At 59.7% G+C, this 22,413-nt stretch carries 21 protein-coding genes; 11 read left to right on the top strand and 10 right to left on the bottom strand.

The window, feature by feature from the left end; genetic code table 11:
• The first annotated feature begins 3 nt into the window (after positions 1-3).
• Both IH404_RS11210 and IH404_RS11205 read left to right on the top strand, forming a co-directional pair.
• Positions 4-858: an NAD-dependent protein deacetylase gene (locus tag IH404_RS11210; RefSeq protein WP_194440416.1), complete on the top strand. Its 855-nt coding sequence runs from the start codon at positions 4-6 to the stop codon at positions 856-858.
• A 469-nt stretch (positions 859-1,327) separates the two neighbouring features.
• Positions 1,328-1,657: a hypothetical protein gene (locus tag IH404_RS11205; protein WP_003190335.1), complete on the top strand. Its 330-nt coding sequence runs from the start codon at positions 1,328-1,330 to the stop codon at positions 1,655-1,657.
• Positions 1,658-1,712: 55 nt separating this feature from the next.
• Here IH404_RS11205 and IH404_RS11200 read toward each other — a convergent pair whose 3' ends face one another.
• Positions 1,713-2,615: a LysR family transcriptional regulator gene (locus IH404_RS11200; protein WP_032876764.1), complete on the bottom strand. Its 903-nt coding sequence runs from the start codon at positions 2,613-2,615 to the stop codon at positions 1,713-1,715.
• Between the two features lie 133 nt (positions 2,616-2,748).
• On the opposite strand from IH404_RS11200, the gene IH404_RS11195 reads away from it, so the two are divergent.
• From IH404_RS11195 to IH404_RS11185, 3 genes are read left to right on the top strand one after another with little or no spacing between them, the layout of a single operon-like run.
• Positions 2,749-3,447 (top strand): CoA transferase subunit A, encoded by a 699-nt coding sequence (locus tag IH404_RS11195; RefSeq protein WP_010211319.1) that lies wholly within the window; start codon positions 2,749-2,751, stop codon positions 3,445-3,447.
• Positions 3,448-3,478: 31 nt separating this feature from the next.
• Complete coding sequence (locus IH404_RS11190) at positions 3,479-4,138, top strand: CoA transferase subunit B (protein WP_005786928.1); 660 nt, start codon at positions 3,479-3,481, stop codon at positions 4,136-4,138.
• Between the two features lie 11 nt (positions 4,139-4,149).
• Positions 4,150-5,331: an acetyl-CoA C-acetyltransferase gene (locus IH404_RS11185; protein WP_005786925.1), complete on the top strand. Its 1,182-nt coding sequence runs from the start codon at positions 4,150-4,152 to the stop codon at positions 5,329-5,331.
• 166 nt (positions 5,332-5,497) lie between these two features.
• Here the strand turns inward: IH404_RS11185 and IH404_RS11180 are convergent, their stop codons facing one another.
• Positions 5,498-5,917 (bottom strand): PaaI family thioesterase, encoded by a 420-nt coding sequence (locus IH404_RS11180; RefSeq protein ID WP_005786923.1) that lies wholly within the window; start codon positions 5,915-5,917, stop codon positions 5,498-5,500.
• A gap of 157 nt (positions 5,918-6,074) precedes the next feature.
• Here IH404_RS11180 and IH404_RS11175 point away from each other — a divergent pair, with 157 nt between their 5' ends.
• Positions 6,075-6,869 (top strand): DUF4349 domain-containing protein, encoded by a 795-nt coding sequence (locus tag IH404_RS11175; RefSeq protein ID WP_194440415.1) that lies wholly within the window; start codon positions 6,075-6,077, stop codon positions 6,867-6,869.
• Here IH404_RS11175 and IH404_RS11170 read toward each other — a convergent pair whose 3' ends face one another.
• Positions 6,870-7,955 (bottom strand): DUF1615 domain-containing protein, encoded by a 1,086-nt coding sequence (locus tag IH404_RS11170; protein WP_194440414.1) that lies wholly within the window; start codon positions 7,953-7,955, stop codon positions 6,870-6,872.
• A gap of 273 nt (positions 7,956-8,228) precedes the next feature.
• Between IH404_RS11170 and IH404_RS11165 the strand changes: the two genes are divergently transcribed.
• Together IH404_RS11165 and IH404_RS11160 are read left to right on the top strand one after the other, a co-directional pair.
• Positions 8,229-12,881 carry an RHS repeat-associated core domain-containing protein gene (locus tag IH404_RS11165; RefSeq protein ID WP_242462654.1) on the top strand — a complete coding sequence of 1,551 codons (4,653 nt, stop codon included), beginning with the start codon at positions 8,229-8,231 and terminating at the stop codon, positions 12,879-12,881.
• Positions 12,878-13,207, top strand: a complete 330-nt coding sequence (locus tag IH404_RS11160; RefSeq protein ID WP_032803409.1) for a hypothetical protein — start codon at positions 12,878-12,880, stop codon at positions 13,205-13,207. Before IH404_RS11165 ends, IH404_RS11160 begins: the two co-directional genes overlap by 4 nt.
• A gap of 80 nt (positions 13,208-13,287) precedes the next feature.
• Here IH404_RS11160 and hemB read toward each other — a convergent pair whose 3' ends face one another.
• The 3 genes from hemB to IH404_RS11145 all read right to left on the bottom strand — a co-directional run bounded on the left by hemB (position 13,288) and on the right by IH404_RS11145 (position 15,923).
• Complete coding sequence (gene hemB, locus IH404_RS11155; RefSeq protein WP_005786915.1) at positions 13,288-14,262, bottom strand: porphobilinogen synthase; 975 nt, start codon at positions 14,260-14,262, stop codon at positions 13,288-13,290.
• Positions 14,263-14,378: 116 nt separating this feature from the next.
• Positions 14,379-15,221: a PhzF family phenazine biosynthesis protein gene (locus IH404_RS11150; protein ID WP_194440412.1), complete on the bottom strand. Its 843-nt coding sequence runs from the start codon at positions 15,219-15,221 to the stop codon at positions 14,379-14,381.
• A 3-nt stretch (positions 15,222-15,224) separates the two neighbouring features.
• Positions 15,225-15,923 (bottom strand): glutathione S-transferase N-terminal domain-containing protein, encoded by a 699-nt coding sequence (locus IH404_RS11145; protein ID WP_194440411.1) that lies wholly within the window; start codon positions 15,921-15,923, stop codon positions 15,225-15,227.
• A gap of 252 nt (positions 15,924-16,175) precedes the next feature.
• Between IH404_RS11145 and IH404_RS11140 the strand changes: the two genes are divergently transcribed.
• Together IH404_RS11140 and IH404_RS11135 are read left to right on the top strand one after the other, a co-directional pair.
• The gene (locus tag IH404_RS11140; RefSeq protein ID WP_005786910.1) at positions 16,176-16,877 is read left to right on the top strand and encodes a hypothetical protein; all 702 of its coding nucleotides are present in this window, start codon (positions 16,176-16,178) and stop codon (positions 16,875-16,877) included.
• 58 nt (positions 16,878-16,935) lie between these two features.
• Positions 16,936-17,991 (top strand): permease, encoded by a 1,056-nt coding sequence (locus tag IH404_RS11135; RefSeq protein ID WP_194440410.1) that lies wholly within the window; start codon positions 16,936-16,938, stop codon positions 17,989-17,991.
• 109 nt (positions 17,992-18,100) lie between these two features.
• Here IH404_RS11135 and mnmH read toward each other — a convergent pair whose 3' ends face one another.
• The 4 genes from mnmH to IH404_RS11115 all read right to left on the bottom strand — a co-directional run bounded on the left by mnmH (position 18,101) and on the right by IH404_RS11115 (position 21,364).
• Positions 18,101-19,204 (bottom strand): tRNA 2-selenouridine(34) synthase MnmH, encoded by a 1,104-nt coding sequence (mnmH, locus tag IH404_RS11130; RefSeq protein WP_194440409.1) that lies wholly within the window; start codon positions 19,202-19,204, stop codon positions 18,101-18,103.
• Complete coding sequence (gene selD / locus IH404_RS11125; RefSeq protein ID WP_005786904.1) at positions 19,204-20,238, bottom strand: selenide, water dikinase SelD; 1,035 nt, start codon at positions 20,236-20,238, stop codon at positions 19,204-19,206. The genes mnmH and selD overlap by 1 nt, the downstream gene beginning before the upstream one ends.
• A gap of 93 nt (positions 20,239-20,331) precedes the next feature.
• A complete protein-coding gene (locus tag IH404_RS11120; RefSeq protein ID WP_005786902.1) occupies positions 20,332-21,081 on the bottom strand; it encodes a TerC family protein in 750 nt (249 codons plus the stop codon).
• A 31-nt stretch (positions 21,082-21,112) separates the two neighbouring features.
• Positions 21,113-21,364 (bottom strand): hypothetical protein, encoded by a 252-nt coding sequence (locus IH404_RS11115; RefSeq protein WP_122734984.1) that lies wholly within the window; start codon positions 21,362-21,364, stop codon positions 21,113-21,115.
• A gap of 134 nt (positions 21,365-21,498) precedes the next feature.
• On the opposite strand from IH404_RS11115, the gene nhaR reads away from it, so the two are divergent.
• Entirely contained in the window at positions 21,499-22,401 is a 903-nt protein-coding gene (gene nhaR / locus IH404_RS11110; protein WP_005786897.1) for a transcriptional activator NhaR, read from the top strand.
• The last annotated feature ends 12 nt before the right edge of the window (positions 22,402-22,413 follow it).

The following is a 22,413-nucleotide window of genomic DNA, read 5'->3' as shown; positions in this document are numbered from 1 at the left end:
ACCATGCTCGACACGCTGGAACATCAGGCAGACCACCTCGAAATCCTGCACCGGGCTATGGCTGAACGACGCTTTTTAGCCTTGACCGGCGCAGGCATCAGCACCTCGTCGGGCATCCCGGATTACCGCGACAGTGAAGGTGTACGCCGGGGCAAAGCACCGATGATGTACCAGGAATTTCTTGCCACCCCAGAGGCGCGGCGTCGTTATTGGGCGCGGGCGATGCTGGGCTGGCCAAGGGTACGCATTGCGCAGCCGAACAAGGCTCACCTGGCACTGGCGACACTGCAACACCGTGGCTATATCAGCGGGCTGATCACACAAAACGTCGACACCCTGCATGACCAGGCCGGCAGCCACGACGTGATCGAACTGCATGGCAGCTTGCATCGGGTGCTGTGCCTGGATTGCCAACTGCGCAGCGCACGCGATGTGATCCAGCGGCAGATGGAAGTCGATAACCCGCATATGGCGCAAGTCCACGCCGTGCAAGCGCCGGATGGCGACACCTTGCTCGATCCGGCGTTTGAACAACACTTCCAGGTGCCCCACTGCCCCCATTGCAACGGCGAGCGGCTCAAACCTGACGTGGTGTTTTTTGGCGAGAATGTCGCACCGGCGACGGCGCTAAAGGCGATGGCGGCGGTAGAACACGCTGAGGGCCTGCTGGTGGTGGGGTCGTCACTGATGGCCTATTCGGCGTTCCGATTGTGCAAGGCCATGGTCGAGCGGGGTAAGCCGGTGATTGCGATCAATCTGGGCAAAACACGCGGGGATGAGCTGCTGCAGGTTAAAATCCAGGCCTCCTGCGAGCAGCTACTGCCGTTGCTCGTCGACCGGCTCCTACAGGAGGGTTGAAACGCCCGACCTGCACCTCCAAAAAATGACGCCCAAGTCACGTTTTCCCGCATTCCCCAGCCCCCACAACAAATTATGTAGTGATAAAAAATAATCACTACATAATCGTTGACGTAACCTTTTTGTCCTTGCATGATCTAGACGTCTCCCGGATCGGGAGCGTTGGTAACAAGCGTTTTGAACAGGCTCGTCTGACCGCCGAGCTGTTTTTCCGGATGTGCACTGCCCACAAGGCAGATTGATGAAGCTGACCAGGCCCGAAAGGGTCCGGTACAAGGAGCTAAAACGCTGCTTGTCTTCGTTATGAAAGCGTTGCGTAGCAGTTCATCAGCAAGACTACATGCATCAGGTTCAAGACCCTGCCCGTATTCGGCAGACCGTCACTGACGCCCGGTTTTCGGAACCGGAGACAACTACGCAGTTTTAACGAATCAATTGATAGATCGCCAACTGGTCAAGGGGCTTACACATGAATCTGAACAACCAACCAACTATCGATGAATTGGCTGAGATGTTCGCAGCGCAGAAAGACACACTCGACGACCATATCCTGTGGATTGGCAAATCGGGCGAAGTGCAAATTGACTGCCTGGCGCCCCATACCGAAGAAGCCGAGTTCGACCGCAATAACCGCGAACTGGCGGCGCGCCTGAAGATGTACCGCCGTGGCCAGGGCTATGTCGGAAAGAAGGCTGCGGCTGATCGCAACTTTATCGAGCAGGTGTTCGATACACTCAACAATGCCTGGGCATCTTTCAAAGACAGCTCGCAAGTTAAAGTGATCGACCGCTACTACTAAGTATTACTCAATCAATGCGGGAGCTGGCTTGCCAGCTCCCGCATTTTTTATAACGTTAGAAAGTTGGAAACCTGCCCTTCCCCGCCTCATCCCGAAAAATATCGAACAACACTTGCGCCGCCGCCGACAACTCATGGCCCGGTTTGGTCAACACGCCAATTGGCCGCTCGATCACCGGGCCGGTCAAGGTAATGCAATGAGCACCCGCCTCCTCCATCTGCCGGGCACATAACGCTGGCACGGCGCTGACGCCCAGCCCGCTGGCGACCATCTTCCCCACGGTCGCCAGTTGATGGCTTTCCAACGCTACGGGCAATTTCATCTGCAAGGCGCCAAGGTGTTCTTCCAACATCACACGTACCGTGGAGGGGCGTTGCAACGTGATAAACGGCTGCTCCAGCAAGGTTTTCCAATCGATCTCGGCACGCTGAGCCAACGGCGAATCCCCTGGCACCACGGCGATAAAGCGATCCAGATATAACGGCGTAAATGCCAACGATGACCCTTCGGACGGCTCGAATGCCACGCCCAACTCCACCTGACGGTCGCGCACCATCTCCAGCACTTGCTCGTTGATCAGGTCATGCACCGTCACGTTCACCTGAGGGTAACGTGCGCGGAAGATCTTCAGGATCGGCGGCAACAGGTTACCGGCAAACGACGGCATGGCCGCCACCGTCACGCGCCCGCGTTGCAGGGTAAAACGCTGGCGCAGTTCGTCCTCGGCGTTATCCCAATCTGCAATCAACCGGCGCGCCAGGGGCAACAGCGATTCGCCCTCGGGGGTCAGCGCGACGTTACGGGTATTGCGGCTGAACAGGCGCCCGCCCAACCCTTCTTCCAACCCCTTGATGGTCAAGCTCAGTGCCGACTGAGAAAGGTGCAGGCGCTCGCAGGCAGCAGCAAAACTCAGACTCTGAGCAACGGCGAGAAAGGCACGCATCTGTTTGACGGTCATGAGGCAGCTCCAGACAGCAGTTGGACTATGCTGTTTTCTAAATCAATCAACCTTAAAAAACAACTTAACAAATCAATCCACTGGCGCAACACTCAACGCACTGGCTGGACCACAAACAATAAAAGAGGTGCATATGGCAGGTTTCGATAAACGCGTGGCGTCCTATGAAGAAGCACTGGCAGGCCTGGAAGACGGCATGACCGTGCTCTCCGGCGGTTTTGGCCTGTGTGGCATTCCGGAAAACCTCATTGCCGAGATCAAGCGCAAAGGCACCCGCGACCTGACGGTGGTTTCCAACAACTGCGGCGTCGATGGCTTCGGCCTGGGCGTGCTGCTCGAAGAAAAACAGATCAGCAAGGTGATCGCCTCTTATGTGGGTGAAAACGCCTTGTTCGAGAAGCAACTGCTCAGCGGCGAAATCGAAGTAGTCCTCACCCCCCAGGGCACCCTCGCGGAAAAAATGCGCGCAGGCGGAGCCGGCATCCCGGCCTTCTTCACCGCAACCGGCGTCGGCACCCCAGTTGCCGAAGGCAAGGAGACCCGCGAATTCAACGGCCGCCCGTATTTGATGGAAGAATCGATCACCGGCGATTTCGCTATCGTCAAAGGCTGGAAAGCCGACCACTTCGGCAACGTCATCTACCGCCATACCGCCCAGAACTTCAACCCGCTGGCGGCCACCGCGGGCAAGATCACCGTGGTCGAAGTCGAGGAAATCGTCGAACCGGGCGAGCTGGACCCGGCGCAGATCCACACCCCTGGTATCTACGTCGACCGGATCATCTGCGGCACCTTCGAGAAGCGCATCGAACAGCGCACCGTCCGCAAATAATCCACGTCCAGAACAATAAGAGGAAACAACCATGGCTCTTACCCGCGAACAAATGGCTCAACGCGTCGCCCGCGAAATGCAGGACGGTTACTACGTGAACCTGGGCATCGGCATTCCGACCCTGGTGGCCAACTACATCCCCGACGGCATGGAAGTGATGCTGCAATCGGAAAACGGCCTGCTCGGCATGGGACCGTTTCCTACCGAAGAAACCATCGATGCCGACATGATCAACGCCGGCAAGCAAACCGTCACCGCGCGTATCGGTGCCTCGATCTTTTCTTCCGCCGAGTCGTTCGCGATGATCCGAGGCGGCCACGTCGACCTCACGGTACTCGGCGCGTTTGAAGTGGACGTACAAGGCAACATTGCCTCGTGGATGATCCCCGGCAAGCTGGTCAAGGGCATGGGCGGTGCGATGGACCTGGTGGCCGGTGCGGAAAATATCATCGTGATCATGACCCACGCATCCAAGGACGGTGAGTCCAAACTGCTCAGCCAATGCAGCCTGCCGCTGACCGGCGCCAACTGCATCAAGCGCGTGCTCACGGACCTGGCGTACCTGGAAATCGAAAATGGCGCTTTTGTCCTCAAGGAACGCGCACCTGGCGTCAGTGTTGAAGAGATTGTGAGCAAGACCGCCGGTAAACTGATCGTCCCGGACCACGTTCCAGAAATGCACTTCCAGTGAGGACAGATTCCATGCAAGACGTCGTGATTGTTGCTGCCACCCGCACCGCCGTGGGCAGCTTCCAAGGTTCGCTGGCGAACATCCCGGCCCCGGAACTGGGTGCCGCCGTGATCCGTCGCCTGCTGGAGCAGACTGGCCTGGACCCGGCCCAAGTCGATGAAGTGATCCTCGGCCAGGTGCTCACTGCAGGCAGCGGCCAGAACCCGGCGCGCCAGGCTTCGATTCTCGCCGGCCTGCCCCACGCCGTGCCGAGCCTGACCCTGAACAAGGTTTGCGGCTCGGGCCTCAAGGCCCTGCACTTGGGCGCACAGGCCATTCGTTGCGGCGACGCCGAGGTGATCATTGCCGGCGGCATGGAAAACATGAGCCTGGCACCCTACGTACTACCCGCCGCGCGCACCGGTTTGCGCATGGGCCACGCGAAGATGATCGACAGCATGATCACCGACGGCCTGTGGGACGCATTCAACGACTACCACATGGGCATCACCGCCGAGAACCTGGTAGACAAATACGGCATCAGCCGTGAAGCCCAGGATGCGTTCGCCGCCGCCTCCCAGCAAAAAGCCGCCGCTGCCATTGAGGCCGGACGTTTTGCCGACGAGATCACCCCGATCCTGATTCCCCAGCGCAAAGGCGACCCGGTGGCTTTCGCGGTGGACGAACAGCCCCGCGCCGGTACCACGGCCGAGTCCCTGGCCAAGCTCAAGCCGGCGTTCAAGAAAGACGGCAGCGTCACCGCCGGCAACGCCTCCAGCCTCAACGACGGCGCCGCCGCCGTGCTGCTGATGAGCGCCGACAAGGCCCGCGCCCTCGGCTTGCCAGTACTGGCGCGTATCGCCAGCTACGCCAATGCGGGCGTGGACCCAGCCATCATGGGCATCGGTCCGGTATCGGCTACTCGCCGCTGCCTGGACAAGGCCGGCTGGCAGTTGGCAGACCTGGACCTGATCGAAGCCAACGAAGCCTTCGCTGCGCAATCTTTGGCAGTGGGCAAAGAGCTGGAATGGGACGCCGATAAAGTCAACGTCAACGGCGGCGCGATCGCCATCGGCCACCCGATTGGCGCCTCAGGCTGCCGCGTGCTGGTGACCCTGCTGCATGAAATGATCAAGCGCGACGCCAAAAAAGGTTTGGCGACGCTGTGCATCGGCGGCGGCCAAGGCGTGGCCCTGGCACTCGAGCGCAGCTGAATCGGATCGCTATTGTGGCGAGGGAGCTTGCTCCCGTTGGGCTGCGTAGTTGCCCCATGCCAATAAGAGCAACACAGAAAAGGCCCGGTTCCACGAAAAGCCAGGCCTTTTCTTTTATCGATTCCCTACCTGTAAGCACTCGGTCAGCCAGCTCCCACATTTGATCTCACTGCCTGTCAGCTTGCGGCACCGCGAACACCGCGCTCGCCCTTAGTACCACCCGCTCCTCCACTTGCAAACTCAGCGTCGCAAACGCCATCTGCCGCCCGCGCTTGTGGCTTTCCAAACGCACCACCATCCACTCCCCCACCTGCACGGCGCCCAGGTAGTCCACGGTCATGCTGGCAGTAATCAACGGCAGCGGTGGCTCACTGGAAAACGCCATGGCGTATCCCATACCAATATCGGCCAGCGTCGCCAGCACCCCGCCATGCACCGTACCGCGCCCATTGGCGTGACGATGATCGGCGCGCAGGCCGACTTCCAATTGCAAGCCTTCACCGCGGCAATACGCCGGGCCGAGCAATTCCAGCAAGGGGCTGCTGCGCGGCAATGGGACAAAACCCTGGGGTACGTGAGCGGTCATGGCGGAGGCTTCCCTGGTGTGAGGCTTGAGGTGTACGCCAGCCCCGACCCGGCAGCCACCACCATCAGCCAGGCAAATCCCGGGCAATGCTTTGCGTTAATGGACCAGACCGGCTTTAATCGCGATCAATTTCTCCTGCACATTTCAAGGAAACGCAATGCGCCACCTGGACGGCAATTCCCACCCGCTTCGCGCACTGCTGTTGATTTTGCTCGCTGGCCTGGCCTTGGCCGGTTGCTCCCCCAAGGACCACTCTCGCGCCACGGTCATCAATGGCGAACAGGGCAAGGCCGGGGCGCAACTGGCCTATGAGCATGAACTGACCCTGGCCCTGCCCGGCGCCCTGCTCGCGCCGCGTATGCAGGCCACCCGCGAGGCGTGTGAATTGGCACGCTTTGGTGCCTGCAATATCCTTGGCATTACCGAAGACAGCAACGGCGGCCAGATCATCCTGCGGATCGCACCCACGGGTGTGGAACCGATGGTCGCCCTCGCGGCTGAAGGCGGCAAACTCGGCCAGCGCATCACTACCGCCGAAGACCTGGCCGATGCGGTCGACGATGTGCGCCGCCGCCAGCAGCGCCTGCAAGCCCAGCAGCAACGCCTCGACGAACTGGCCAAGCGCAAGGACATCAACGTCAGTGACTTGATCGTTCTGAGCAAGGAGCAAGCAAGTATTGAAAATGAGTTGCAGGCATTGGCCCAGGTTGCCGCCGGCCAGCAACGCCGCCTCGATACCAATCGCGTGACCCTGAATTTCCGCTCTTCTGACGGTGCGAACCAAGCGTCACGTTTCAGCCGGATGTTCAGCCACCTGGGAGACAACCTGGTGAACGGCACGGCCGACGCCCTGGAGCGTGCCAGCTATGTGCTGCCATTTGTGATCCTGGCGTTCCCGGTGGTGTGGCTGTGGGTTGGGTTGTGGCGCCGCTTCGTCAAGCGCCGCAGCTGATCAGCGCTTGATACAGCGCTGATAGCGCTCATCCACACGCTTGGCAAACCAGGCCGTGGTCAGGTTGCGGGTGATCTTCGGGCTCTTGAGCACAATGCCCGGCAGGATCGCCCGTGGCAGCGGTTTGCCGGCCGCCTGGTCGGCCAGGCTGAAGACGCGCTTGTATAACGTAGTGTCCTCGAAATCCAACTGGTCGCCCTGCTCCAACTGGCTGCGGATGCTCGGGTTGCGCATGTCCAGCTTCGCCCCCAGTGAGCGCACTGCCAGTTCGGTGGTGCCGGGCAGCAGGGAGCCATAGCGGATCAAGTCCCCATCCAGCGCCAGCTCTTTACCCGTCACGCGGCTGACCGCGGCCTGGAACGCAGCATTGCGGCTGCCGTACCAACCGGCATTGAAATCGGCAAAGCGGTACAGCGGCTGGTCGTAGCTCACCGGGTAGCCGAGCAAATGGGCGATGCCGAAGTACATACCGCCGCGACGGGTGAACACTTCACGGCGAATCGTACCGTCCACCGTGTAGGGATAACCCCGCGCCTGTTTTTGTGCAAAGTCGATACTGACCTGCATCGGGCCTGCGGTGTGCACCGGGTTGAAGCCGCCAAACAAGGTATTACCCAGGGGCACCATGCTGATGAAGTCATCGAAGATCGCGCTCAAGTCCTTCTCCGTGCGTGCGGCATTCAAGCGGTCGGCGTAGGTTTTGCCGGTGGGCGAACGCAATTGCAGGGCGCTGCGTACCACGAACGCGGGCACATGCACCTTGCCGGCGCGACGCAGGATTTCATCCTGGGCGATCTTGCCCATGCCCGGCACAGGCGGGTCGACCTGATAGGTAGACTCCTGCTCGGTCACCGCCAGCACGGCGCAGATGTTTTCGGTGCTGGGGTAGATTTTCTGGGTGTCGAAGGCGGTGTAGATGTCCTGGGCCCAACCGTTGCGGTCCGACACCTTGGCCGGCAGCAGGCGCACGATCTGCGCCTTCACCTCGGCCTCACTGCGCTCGGGTTGCTGCGGGCCACGGGAGGTGGAACAACCGGCCAGCACCAGTAAAGGCATAAGGCAAAAGAGCAGACGACTTGTATACATGAGGCTTCCTTGGTTAACGACAGGCCGGGCAGTGCAGATATCGACAGGTAAGTCTAACCGGGGTTCGTCGGTGAGCCGAAGCGGATGCCTGGTCTTAGCTGAAACATCCCACATAACTGCCGGATAAGCGCTACTCCCCTGCCCTGTGAACCGCTGCAAAGTCCCTCGCCTGATCAAACAGTGCGAGGGATTGCAGATGGTTGTTTTCGTTACGCCCCCGATTCATGGGGTTGGCGCTTGAACCCGGTCATTGGCAGGCTGGCCCTAACCCCAATGAACGTGAAAACGGTCGACGTTGAAAGCGTCTTCCGTGACTTTCGCGATTGCCTGAACACCTTTGACGATTGGGCCGATAGCTTCTGGAGCTTCTCGGCGCTGGAGCTTGAGCAGGTGTTCAAGGTCGGCGATGAGGTAACGCTCGTTGCCCCGATCAATCGCTCCCTGTTTCCCAGCAGCACCGTCGCCACCTGCCAGGCCAACGGTACGTTGACCCTGGTGCATATGTTTCAGAGCACGCGGTTCGTGCCGATCGGCGACACGGCGGTGATGCTGCAACGCGTTGATCCAAACGGCGGCCCGTTGGGCGAGCCCATCCACAAGACCATCGGCCCGAGCGGCATCCTTGAGATCACCGCGTGTGATCGCAACCAGCAATATCGGGTGAGCTTTTACCCCAACGTTTCCCACGAACACGTCAAGGTGCTGTATGCGTCCTACCAATCGGTGATCACCGGGCTGGAAGGACGACTGCGTAAAGAATGGACCGATAATTTCGAAGCACAGTGGGAAAACTACACAGACATCAGCCCGCTTGACCGGCGTCGACTGCTGGAAACGGCATTTCTCAGCGGGATGGGCAAAGCGCTTTACGGTCTTTGGGACAACATCACACAGCTGTATGACCTGTTGGCGAACCTCAAGCCCAACAGCGAAAAGCTGCTGCAGTACCTCTCACAAGCTGAACTCGACGAACTGCTGACGCTGGGTAATGACTCCGTCGCCAAGGGGTTGTTGGTGCTCAGCGATGAGCCGCTGCTGTTCATCTATGTATCGGCGATGGTCAGTTGGATGCGCATGTTGCCGCCGCCGCAGATGACTGAGCTGTGGGGAGAAATTACCGCTGAGGTGTTGATCAATCTACTGCTGATTCGTGCTTTGGGGGCTATGGGGATCACGGCGCGATTGGGGTCTCAGGTGCTCAGTCGCATCAAGTCCGCACAGGTGCGGGCGCTGTTGGAGTTGCTGGCCAGGCAGGTAGCGGGGCCGCGGCTGGACACGCATGTTGAGGCCGCCAAGCCTGTGTTGCTGAGCAGTTCGGCGACACCGGTCAAGGCCGTGCCGGTGGTTCCATTGAAGGCGGGCGACACGCTGGTTTCGAACCCGGTGCCGATGGTTCGCAACAAGACTCGGCAGACGGTATTGGTCCGGCAGGAACACGTTGATGATGCCCCCGCCGTGGCGTCGAATCCCAAGGGAGATGCGGCGGCGCCAGCGGACAAGACGGTCACCAACGGCTGCCCGGTGTCGATGGTCACCGGGGAAGAATTACTCACCCTCACCGACGGCGCGCTGGATGGGGTTTTGCCGTTTGAGTGGACCCGGCTGTATCGCACCAGTGCGGTGGAAGTCGATTGTGGGTTGGGGTTTAGCTGGAGCCATGCGCTGGCGCACAGGCTTTGTGTGTCGGGCGATTCGGTGGTGTGGATCGACCATGAAAATCGCTCGACCACCCTGCCCTTGCCTACAGCGGCTCGACCCGCGATCACCAATAGTCTTGCCGAAGCGGCGATCTACTTGGGCTCGACGCCTGATGAACTGGTGCTGGCCCAGGCGTCGCGGTTCTATCACTTTCGCGACGGTGTACTGACTGCGATCAGCGATGCGTATGACAACCGTCTACGCATTTGTCGTGATCGCTCGGGGCGAATTGAGCGGCTGGATAACGGTGCTGGTCGCTCGCTGCTGCTGCGTTATGAGCTGGATCACATCGTGGCGGTGGACTATCAGGTGCATCGCGCCAAAGGGCGTGAACCTTACGTCTGGGAAACCGAGCAGAACGTTGTTTCCTACGCCTATGACGAAGCTGGACGACTGGTTTGCGCGACCAATGCCGTCGGTGAAAGCGAGCGTTATCGGTACGACGATCAGCACGTCATTCTTGAGCGGCAGCTGGCCGGTGGGGCGAGTTTCTTTTGGGCGTGGGAAGGCTCCGGCAAGGCGGCGCGTTGCGTCCGGCACTGGGCGAGCTTTTCGCAGATGGACACGCGCTATGCCTGGGGGGATGACGGCCGTGTCACCGTGCATAACGTCGATGGTAGTCAGGAGGTGTATGTCCACGACGACCGGGCGCGGTTGGTGCAGCGCATCGATCCGGACGGCGCGCAGCATTTCAAATCCTACGATAAAAAGGGCCGGCTGACCGTCGAGCAAGACCCGCTGGGCGCGGTGACGGCGTATCAGTACGACGAAGCCGGACGCTTGGTGGCGTTGTTTCCGGGAGATGACGAGCCGACGTCCTACGAGCATGACAACGGTTTTGTTCGGGTTGTGAGGCGTGGGGAGGCAGTCTGGAAATACGAGCGTAATGAGCAAGGCGATGTTACGCGTAGGACCGATCCTGACGGCGAGGTTACCGATTACAGCTACAACAAACACGGGCAACTGACCGGGGTTTGGTACCCGGATCACAGCTGCCATCGGCTGGTGTGGAATGAGCGTGGGCAGTTGCTGGAAGAGCAATTGCCCAATGGCGGGATCAAGCGTTATCGCTATGACGATCTAGGGCGGCAGGTTGCACGTGAGGATGAGCATGGCGCGCGGACTCTTTATGAATGGGACGCCGTAGGACGTCTGCTGAAACTGACCCAGCCCGGCGGCGCTTGCCGGGAATTCAGCTACAACCCCTACGGCAAAATCATCGCTGAACGCGATGAACTCGGTCACGTCACCCGCTACGAATACGCCGATGGCCTGCACCTGATCAGCCGCCGCATCAACGCCGACGGCACCCAGGTCAAGTATCGCTACGACAATGTTCGGTTACTGCTGACCGAAATTGAAAACGAAGTCGGCGAAACCTACCAGCTCGCCTACCACCCCAATGGCCTGATCAAACAGGAAACCGGCTTCGACGGCCAACGCACCGCCTACGTCTACGACCTCAACGGCAACCTGCTGGAAAAGACCGAACACGGCGACGACGGCAGTCAGCTCATCACCCGCTACGAGCGCGACCACGCCGGTCGCCTCGTACGAAAAACCCTGCCCGATGCCAGCGTTGTCGACTATGGCTACGACCGTCAAGGCAATCTCCTCAGCGTCGAAGACGGCCACTGGGCGTTGGCCTACGAATACGACCGCCAAAACCGCCTGACCGCCGAACACCAAGGCTGGGGCACCTTGCGCTACGGCTACGACGCCTGCGGCCAACTACAAAAACTGCGCCTGCCCGACAACAACCGCCTCACCTTCAACCACGACAAAGGCGGCCATCTCGCTACGGTCGAGCTCAATGGTGAGGTGCTCACTGCACATTTATTCAAGAGCGGCCGCGAACACCAACGCCAACAAGGTCAACTGCTCAGCCACTATCACTACGACGAGCAAAACCGCCTACACGCCCACGCCGTTACGCAGCAGCAAAACTACCTCTACCAACGCCAATACGACTACGACAAAAGCGGCACCCTCACCCGCCTGCTCGACACACGCAAAGGCCAACACGACTACCGCTACGACCCGCTTAATCGCCTGACCCGCGCCGATCATTCCCAAGACGTCCAGGAGCGCTTCGCCCACGACCCGGCGGGCAACCTGCTGATGCAAGACCGTCCCGGCCCGGACATCGTTGCCGGCAACCGCCTGATGATCCAGGGCGACCGCCATTACGACTACGACGCCTTCGGCAACCTGATCCGCGAACGGCGCGGCAAGGGCCAGCAACTCGTTACTGAGTACCGCTACGACTGCCAGCATCGGTTAATAAGCATCACAAAACCGAACGGCGAAACCGCTAGTTATCGCTATGACCCGTTTGGGCGACGTGTCAGCAAAACCGTGGATGGCAAGACCACCGAGTTTTTCTGGCAAGGCGACAAGCTGATTGCCGAACACCATGCGGATTGTCATCGCAGCTACATCTACGAGCCCAGCAGCTTCCGCCCCCTGGCACTGCTGGAAGGCTATGGACCGCAAGTCACAACGCCCTACCACTACCAACTCGACCACCTCGGCACACCGCAGGAACTCACCACGCCCGAAGGCGAAATCGTCTGGTCCGCCCACTACCGCGCCTACGGCCAGATCGCCCGGCTCGACGTAGGCAAGATCGACAATCCGTTGCGCTTTCAAGGGCAGTATTTCGATCAGGAAAGCGGGCTGCACTACAACCGCCATCGCTACTACAATCCGGATATCGGTCGTTACCTGACGCCGGACCCGGTGAAGTTGGCGGGTGGGGTCAATGGGTACCAGTACGTGCCCAGCCCTACTGGCTGGATTGATCCACTTGGCCTGAGTAGATGCCCTGGTGAATGCGGTCCCGCTGAAGGCGTCGAAGATCCTGCAACCAGTGCAAAAACCAAAGACAGCCAGCCGACGCTGCCTGCTCCTGAAGAAATTCAGTGGACCGCTCATGGTTATAAGCACAGCCCGTCTAAGAAAATGCCTTGGAAAGATATTTTGGCAACAACAAAGTCCGGCCCGGCAAAGTACAAACCGGGTATAAATATTGAAAATCTGGAAAGAGAAGCCTATAAAAATGGCAGAGCGACTACTAATGGAAAACCTTGGAAAGTGATGGAGTACTCTGAGAGCATTGGGGCCAGCGAAGGAGCATCCAGCCGCTGGATACGCATAGAGTTGAGTGCAAAAACCATTCACGGCCACCCTATTTCAGAAAGAGAATTTCGGAGGTTAACTAAATGATCTCGTTAGATTTCCTGAAAGGCAAAATCACTTACGATGAGCTATCAATACTGCAGAATTCCGGGATTGAGCACCAAGCCCATAACCTAAAGGAGGACATGCTTCAGGTTGAATATCCAGACGGCTTTCTTATTGATGTAGGTTGGTATCCTTCATTCGATGCAAAAGGGCATTTTCAAATAAAGGTGATTAAAGACTACGAATGGGACTCTCCCACTTTAAAACTTACCGCACAATCAATTAGCACACTAAGCGAGCTGCTGCTGCTCGCTCAAGACTCGATTAATACAAAACTTCAAAAAACCACCACTTCGTTGATCGCTTGATAACGTCTAACGAAGTGTATCTGCGCAAGCTCGCCCCTGTGAAAAGCAAACCCACTCACCACAGGGGATAAACGGCGCCGTTAGATCCCCGCCAACGCCAAATCCATCGCAAAATACGTAAAAATCAAATCCGCCCCCGCCCGCTTGATCGACCCCAACGTCTCGCGCACCACCCGGTCCTCATCAATCGCCCCGGCCTGGGCGCCGAACTTGATCATTGCGTACTCACCGCTCACCTGATATGCCGCCACCGGCAGGCGTGACGCCTCGCGGATGTCGCGGATGATGTCGAGGTAAGCGCCGGCTGGCTTGACCATCAGCGCATCGGCACCTTCCTGTTCGTCCAGCAGCGATTCGCGCACGGCTTCGCGGCGGTTCATCGGGTTCATCTGGTAGCTTTTGCGGTCGCCCTTGAGGGCGCTGCCGCCTGCTTCGCGGAAGGGGCCGTAAAGGGCCGAGGCGAATTTGGTCGAGTAGGCCATGATCGGGATATGGGTGAAACCGGCGTCGTCGAGGGCGCGGCGGATGGCCTGGACCTGGCCGTCCATGGCGGCGGACGGAGCGATCACGTCGGCGCCGGCGCGGGCAGCGGCCACAGCTTGTTTGCCGAGGTTGACCAGGGTTGCGTCGTTGTCGACATGGGCACCGTGCATCACGCCGCAATGGCCGTGGTCGGTGTATTCGCAGAAGCAGGTGTCGGACATCACAATCATTTCCGGCACCGCGTCCTTGATGATCGAGGACATGCGCGAAACCAGGCCGCGCTCTTTCCAGGTATCGCTGCCGTTGGCGTCGAGGTGGTGGGACACGCCGAAGGTCATTACCGACTTGATGCCGGCACGGGCGTAACGCTCGATCTCGCCGGCCAATTTCTTCTCCGGGATACGCAGCACGCCCGGCATACTGGTAATCGGCACGAAATCGTCAATTTCTTCTTCAACGAAGATCGGTAACACCAGGTCATTAAGGGTGAATTCGCTTTCCTGGAACAAGCCGCGCAGTTGCGGGGAGCGGCGCAGGCGACGTGGGCGGGCTTGGGGGAACTGACTGGTCATGGCTTTCCTGAAAAATGGCTGAAATCTTTGGGGCCAAAGCTTATGCCCCCAAGTCCCGGCAACACAAATGCCAAGGGGCCAATAGTGTATTGCCAGGCGCGTAACAATTTATTGATCTAGAGCTGTAGCTGCCCTTGGATACACAGCGCTACGGCGCCGCCGACCCACACCTCATCGCCTTGGCGCTCGATGTGAATACGCCCTGCTCGCCCCATCGTCGTGCCCTGGCTGACCACATAACGGCTGGGCGCCAAGCCCTCGGCGAGCAGCCATTGGGCAACACCTGCGTTCAAACTGCCGGTGGCCGGGTCTTCAGGGGCGCCGTCGCCAGCGATAAAGGCGCGCACTTCAAATTGCGCGTCTACTGCGTCACGCACCGGATCACAGGGAGCGATCACCCCCACGGCCAGGCCCTGCAGTTGCGCATAGTCCGGTTGCAACGCGAGCACCGCGTCACGATCAGCCAGCATCACTGCCAGCCACCCGGCACCATTGTCGACCCACTGGCTGCGCACAATCGCCTCGGGCGCCAGCTTCAATGCCAGACGCACGCGTTCCAGCAACGGTGCCTCCACGGCCCCTGCACGCAACAACGGCGGCGCGATAAACGCCAGTTCGTCACCTTGGCGGCGGATGCGCACCAGACCGATTTCGCACTCCTGAACAATCTCCTCGCCTCGGGGTACGCCACCGGCCTGCAACCAGGCGTGGCAACTGCCCAACGTCGGGTGGCCGGCAAACGGCAGCTCCGTGAGGGTGGTGAAAATGCGTACGCGGTAGTCGGCCCGTGGATCCCTGGGTGTGAGCAAAAACGTGGTTTCGCTGAGATTGGTCCAGTTGGCAAAGTCCGCCATCTGTTGGTCAGTGAGGCTATCGGCGCCGAGCACCACGGCCAACGGGTTGCCTTTAAGCGGTACGCGGCTGAATACATCCAGTTGTTGGAACTCGAAAGTCGGCATGCTTCAGCTCGGAATATTCAGGCCACGGATGACCGCCGGACGTGCGACAAAGCCGTCCAATGCGCGCAGTACGTTAGGGAAATCGGCAATGCCCACCAGGTCGCCGGATTCGTAGAAACCGATCAGGTTGCGAATCCAGGGGAAAGTGGCGATGTCGGCGATGCTGTAGTCATCGCCCATGATCCAGGTGCGGCCCAGCAGGCGTTTTTCCAGAACGCCCAGCAACCGCCGGGCTTCAGCGGCGTAGCGGTCACGCGGGCGCTTGTCTTCATAAGCCTTGCCGGCGAACTTGTTGAAGAACCCCACCTGGCCGAACATCGGGCCGATCCCGGCCATCTGGAACATCAGCCACTGCAGGGTTTCATAGCGGGTGGCCGGGTCTTCGGAAAGCAACTGGCTGGTCTTTTCCGCCAGGTAGATCAGGATCGCGCCGGACTCGAACAGCGCCAGCGGTTGCCCGCTCGGGCCGTTAGGATCAATGATCGCGGGGATTTTGTTGTTGGGGCTCAGGGACATGAACTCCGGGGACATCTGGTCCTGAGTGTCAAAACTGACCTTGTGCGCTTCATAGGGCAGCCCCAGTTCTTCGAGCATGATCGACACCTTGACGCCGTTGGGCGTGGGCAACGAATACAACTGCAGGCGATCCGGGTGCTGGGCAGGCCATTTGCTGTTGATCGGGAAAGCGGCGAGTGCGTTCATCGAGAACCCCCTGGACGGAAAGCCCTCATGATAGTCATCTGCCCGCCACCGTGCATGGGTCATCGTTGCGCAACATTTGCCCGCTAGTATCCCCTCTGGGCGAACCAAAGCGCCTGATTGCACTCTTAAGAGCGCCCGAAGGGTAAATGGAAGCACCTTGCTATATCGACAGGGAATACCGCAGGACGCTTGCCGCGTCACTGGGGCCGGGCCTGTCCGCCTTAACCCGACGCACGAAGACTCGAACCTATAATGAAGATCAAGCCTCTGCGCCTTGTGCAACGATTCAAACGTTATTCATACATGATGTTGCCGCTGCTGCTGGTCAGCGCGGCCATCGTCACCGCTCTCGACGCCCGTGAAAGCCGTGCCCAACCCGTGGACGGCGTGCAAACCCTGGTATTCCTGCGCCACGGCGAAAAACCGGCCGGTGGCCTGGGCCAGCTCAATTGCCAGGGCCTGAACCGTGCCATGAACCTGGCTACTGTCCTGCCGGAGAAGTTTGGCAAGGCCAATTACGTGTTTGCCGCCAACCCGACACGCAATGTCGAGGAAGGTGAACTGGACAATTCCTACAGCTACATTCGCCCACTGATTACCATCAGCCCCAGCGCGATCAAGCTTGGCCTGCCGGTGAACATCGAATTCTCAGCGAATGACACCAGCGCCCTGGCCGAAGAACTGGTCGAGGACAAGTACCGCAACGCGACGATCTACACGGCCTGGTCCCATGGTTACTTGCCGGAACTGATCAACAAAGTCGCCAGCGAAGCGTCCGGCGAAAAGCACACCCTCACCGATGACTGGTCTGGCAATGACTATGACTCCCTGTACGTATTGACGCTGACCTGGCACAACGGCAAGGCCTCGCTGCTCAGTCGCAACTATAAGCAGGGGCTGAATAACGGCGATGAAACCTGCCCGGATCCGACCCAGGTCAGTGCAGATATCTGAAGCGTGAGCCGCAGGGGCGTATGATGCCCGGCTATCGACTCACCTGCGGATCCTCTTCATGTCCAACCTCGCGTCCTCCCAGCCCAATCGGGGCTGGTCGTTCTGGTGCAAGCCTGCCCTGTTTCTGCTGGTGGCCTGCATCGGCCTCTACTATGTGAAATGGTCGCCCTACTACCTCAAGGCGTTTGTAGCGGCGGACAACCACAGCATTGGCGCCTCGATTCTCAATGACCAGCAAAGCTCGCCCCTGGCGGCGGCGCTGGCCTACGCCCAAGTGTATTTCCTGGCGATCTGGAAAGCCGCTGTGCTGGCGGTGATCCTCGGTTCATTACTGCAAGTACTGATCCCTCGCGACTGGCTGCTGCGCCTGTTTGGCCGTGCCGGGCTGGGCTCGACCCTGCGCGGCGGGCTGTTTGCCTTGCCGGGGATGATGTGCAGTTGCTGTGCAGCGCCAGTGGCGGCGGGCATGCGCCGTCAGCAGGTGTCGGTGGGCGCGGCGCTGGCGTTCTGGATTGCCAACCCGGTCTTGAACCCGGCCACGCTGGTGTTCATGGGGTTTGTGCTGGGCTGGGACTTTACCGCGCTGCGGCTGGTGGCCGGGATTGTGCTGGTGGTGGGGGTGTCTCTGGTAGCGCAGCGTATCGCGCGCCCTGATCAAGTGCCGGAAGCGGCGCTGGAGGCTGTCGCCGAAGTCAGCACCCTGGAGTCGCAACCCTTCCTGAGCCGTTGGTTGCGCACCTTGTGGCAGCTGTTCTGGAGCACCATCCCGGTGTACATCCTGGCAGTGCTGGTCCTCGGTGCGGCAAGGGTGTGGCTGTTCCCCCATGTGGACGGGGCGATGGCCAACAGCTTGGTATGGCTGGTGCCGCTGGCGATCGTCGGTACGTTGTTCGTGATTCCTACGGCGGCAGAAATACCCATCGTACAAACCATGATGACCCTGGGCATGGGCACCGGCCCGGCCGTGGCCCTGCTGATGACCCTGCCGAGCGTGAGCCTGCCGTCGCTGTTGATGCTGCGCAAGGATTTCGATGCGCGGGTGCTGGTGACAGTGGCCGGGTTGACCATGCTGGTGGGGGTGGTGTGTGGGTTGATTGGGGCGGTGATTCTTTAGATTTTCAGTGGGGCTGATGGCCTCATCGCAGGCAAGCCAGCTCCCACCTTTGTATGTATTCACACTTCAAAAGGTGGGAGCTGGCTTGCCTGCGATGGCGTCCGAAAGATCACCCCACCCGAGATGCTCGTTCACGCAAATATTCCACCACCGCCTCTTGCTCCCCGGCAAACTCGATCCGTGCGCCTTTGCTCTCGCGCTGGAACGCATACATCGGGTCGTAATACTCGCGCAACAAGCCTTCGATCCACACGCGGTGCAGCTCCACTGCACCGCTGCGCGCCTGTTCCGCCAGGGCGTCCTGCAAAATCGCCTGCAGCCGCTGGAAACGTTCGCCGCCCAGACGCTTGTGAATATTGACCAGGCTTTGGGTCAGGCGCTCGGCAAATAATAGCTGGCCGCCTTCACCAAACACGTCAATGAACTCGGCGCACAGGTCGACCACGTAATCCTTCAGGATGCGCTCGACGCGGCCTTCGACGCTGTCTTCCAGCCACACCATCGGAAACGTCTGCATCCCCTTGTGTAACGGCAGGGGCAGCGCGCAACTGCCGATCATGCGGCTCTCGTCCTCGACTACAAACTGCCCGATACCGCCTGCACGCTTTTTCAACAGGTCGACCGCCAGGCGGTTCTCGAAGTCGATATTGGACGGTTGTGCCGTAGCACGCTTGCCGAAACTGGAACCGCGATGGTTGGCATGGCCCTCCAGGTCCAGGGCGTTGCGCAGTTGACCCAATACCTCGGTCTTGCCGGTACCGGTCATACCGCCAAGCAGCACGAAATCACACTGGGCGGTCGCCTGCTCCAAAGTATCCAGCAGGAAGGTACGCATGGCCTTGTAACCACCGCCGACCCGGGGATATTCGATCCCCGCTTCGGCTTTCAACCATTGCTGCACGATTTGCGAGCGCAGCCCACCGCGAAAGCAGTAGAGGTAGCCATCCGGATTAGCCTGGGCAAACTGCGCCCATTGCTCGATGCGCTCGGTCTTGATCGCTCCAGAGACCAGCTCATGGCCCAGGACAATTGCAGCTTGCTGGCCTTGTTGCTTGTAGCAGGTGCCCACCCGCTGGCGCTCGTCGTCGGTCATCAGCGGCAGGTTGACCACGCCGGGGAACGCGCCCTTGACAAATTCGACCGGCGCGCGGGTATCCATCATCGGCCGGTCATTGAGGAAGATGTCGCGGTAATCGGTGATGTCAGTTGCCATCAAATCACCTCTACCGCGTTGGTCTGTCGCTCAAGCAGTTCGCCGATTGGCTCAAGGTTCAGGCCCAGTTCGGCGGCTACCGCATGAAACTCGGCATCGCCTTCGGGGGTGACGGCGATCAGCAGGCCACCGCTGGTCTGTGGGTCGCACAGTACGCGCTTGTGCAACTCCTGCACGCGCCCGAGCTTGCTGGCGTAGCTGTCGAAGTTGCGCAAGGTGCCGCCCGGTACGCAGCCCTGGTCCAGGTAGTACTCAACCCCTGGCAGGCGTGGGACTTTTGCATATTCAATGCGGGCCGTCAGGCCACTGCCATCAGCCATTTCCACCAGGTGGCCGAGCAGGCCGAAACCGGTAACGTCTGTCATCGCAGTGACGCCGGCCAACTTGCCGAAACGGCTGCCAGGCTTGTTGAGGGTGCACATCCAGTCACGGGCCAGGCCGACGTCGGCCTCGCGCAACTTGCCCTTCTTTTCGGCGGTGGTGAGGATACCGATGCCCAAAGGCTTGGTCAGGTACAGCTTGCAGCCGGCAGTGGCAGTGTCGTTGCGCTTCATGTGGCGCTTTTGCACGATCCCGGTAACGGCCAGGCCAAAGATCGGCTCCGGGGCGTCAATGGAATGCCCACCCGCCAGCGGGATACCGGCGGCGTCGCACACCGAACGGCCCCCGCGGATCACTTCGCGGGCAATCTCCGGCGCCAGCACGTTGACCGGCCAGCCAAGAATAGCGATGGCCATCAAGGGGTCGCCGCCCATGGCATAAATGTCGCTGATCGCATTGGTGGCGGCGATGCGGCCGAAGTCGAAGGGATCGTCGACTATCGGCATGAAAAAGTCCGTGGTGGAGACCACGCCGCGCTCGTCGTCAATGGCGTAAACCGCCGCATCATCACGTGAGGCGTTGCCCACCCACAGGTTGGGGTCCAGGTTCTGTGCGCCGCTGCCGGCAAGGATCACCTCCAACACCTGGGGCGAAATCTTGCAGCCGCAACCCGCACCGTGGCTGTACTGGGTAAGGCGAATCGGCTCGTTCATGGAAGACCTCAAGCTATCAAGTGGGCCGATTCTAGCAGACAGCAAAAGGCCGGCTGGGCTCTTGTGAGCGCAGCCGGCCTTTCGGGTCAGCGGTTACTCGCGGGCAGCGAGCAAACGCTTGTGGCGGTTACGCCGTGCGATGTTCAGGCATTCGATAGCCGCCGAGAACGCCATGGCCGCATACACGTAGCCTTTTGGCACGTGGGCGCCGAAGCCTTCGGCGATCAGCGTCATGCCGATCATGATCAAAAAGCCCAGGGCCAGCATCACCACAGTCGGGTTGTCATTGATGAACTTGGCCAACGGTTCGGCCGCCACCAGCATCACGATCACCGAGGTCACCACGGCAATGATCATGATCGGCAAGTGCTCGGTCATGCCCACGGCCGTGATGATGCTGTCGATGGAGAACACCAGGTCGAGCAACAGGATCTGCCCGATGGCCGCCGCGAAGCCGATGGCCACGGTGTTGCCAACCGTTGCTTTCTCTTCAGGCTCCGGGTCCATGCTGTGATGGATTTCGGTGGTTGCCTTCCACACCAGGAACAGGCCACCGGCGATCAGGATCATGTCCTTCCAGGAGAACGCCTGGCCGAACACTTCAAACACCGGCGCCGTCAACTGCACGATGAAGGCGATGGTGCTCAACAGGCCCAGGCGCAATACCAGCGCCATGCTGATACCGATGCGCCGCGCCTTGGCCCGGTGCTGCTCGGGTAATTTGTTGGTGAGGATCGAGATAAAGATCAGGTTATCGATGCCCAGCACGATTTCCATGACGATCAAGGTAGCCAGTGCGACCCAAGCGGTGGGGCTGGCGGCCAGTTGTAAAAGGTAATCCATAGGTCAGTCCTGACGTGGTAGTGCTGGGAAATTAGGTTTCTTGGGTGTTCGATTCGGCGTCTTTTTCTTCCTGGTCATCTTTCTTCTGCGGATTGATCAAGCCCTCGGTCGCTTCACTCAATGCCTGTTCGGCAGCCTTTTGGGTGTCATCGATCGCTTGCTTGGCCGATTCGCTGGCTTTGCCCAGCACTTGCTGCGCGCTTTTTTCGACCTGATCACAACCGCCGATCATCACCAATGAAAGCGCAAGCAGCGACGCTGCGCCCAGGGAATTGAGTTTCATTCTGTATTCCTCATTAGAACCATTGGGTCCAAATAGTGGCCCCGCGATAGCGATGCATTCTATGCAGGTGAACAGTTCAGGAAAATTCGTATTTTTCTCGCGTATACTTCGATTTTTACGAAGTGTAGACCGCGATGCTCAATTATCGACAACTGCATTACTTCTGGGTGGTGGCCAAGACTGGGAGCATCGTGCGCGCCTGCGAACAACTGAACCTCACGCCCCAGACTATCAGCGGGCAGATCAGCCTGTTGGAACAAACCTTTGGCATTGCTCTGTTCCAGCGGGTGGGGCGCCAGCTTGAGCTGACCGAAGCCGGGCGTCAGGCGCTGCCCTACGCCGAGCAGATGTTCCAGACCGGCAACGAACTTGAGGCGATGTTGCGCGCCCAGCCCGATGAGCAACAGATCCCGTTCAGGGTCGGCGTGGCGGATGTGGTGCCAAAATCCATCGTCTACCGCCTGATCGCCCCCACCATGGAGCTGAGCGAACCGCTGCGCATCACTTGCCGCGAAGACAAACTCGAACGTTTACTCGCCGACCTGGCGATCCAGCGTCTGGACCTGGTGATTTCCGACAGCCCGATGCCGAGCCATCTGGACATCAAGGGCTACAGCCAGAAGCTGGGGGAATGCGGCATCAGTTTTTTCGCCACCCAGGCGTTGGCTGACCAGCATGGCGGCGATTTCCCACAGTGTTTGCACGGTGCGCCGTTATTGATTCCGGGGGCAGAGACCGTAGTGCGCAGCCGATTGCAGCGCTGGTTTGCCGAGCAGCAGATTCAACCGCGGATCATCGGTGAGTTCGACGACAGTGCGTTGATGCAAGCGTTTGGGCAATCCGGCAGCGGAATCTTCATCGCCCCCAGCGTGATCGCCGATGAGGTGGTGCGCCACTACGGCGTGGTGCTGATCGGCCAGACCGACGCGGTGACCGAGTCGTTCTATGCGATCTCGGTGGAGCGCAAGGTCAAGCACCCCGGTATCGTGGCGATTACCGAAGGGGCAAGGCGCGAGTTGTTTACCGCCCTGCCCTGAAAAAACTGCGCG

The sequence above is a fragment of the Pseudomonas sp. OST1909 genome (assembly GCF_015277575.1).
In the GTDB taxonomy this organism is placed as follows: domain Bacteria; phylum Pseudomonadota; class Gammaproteobacteria; order Pseudomonadales; family Pseudomonadaceae; genus Aquipseudomonas; species Aquipseudomonas synxantha_A.
This window is presented reverse-complemented; position numbering and strand designations above follow the sequence as displayed.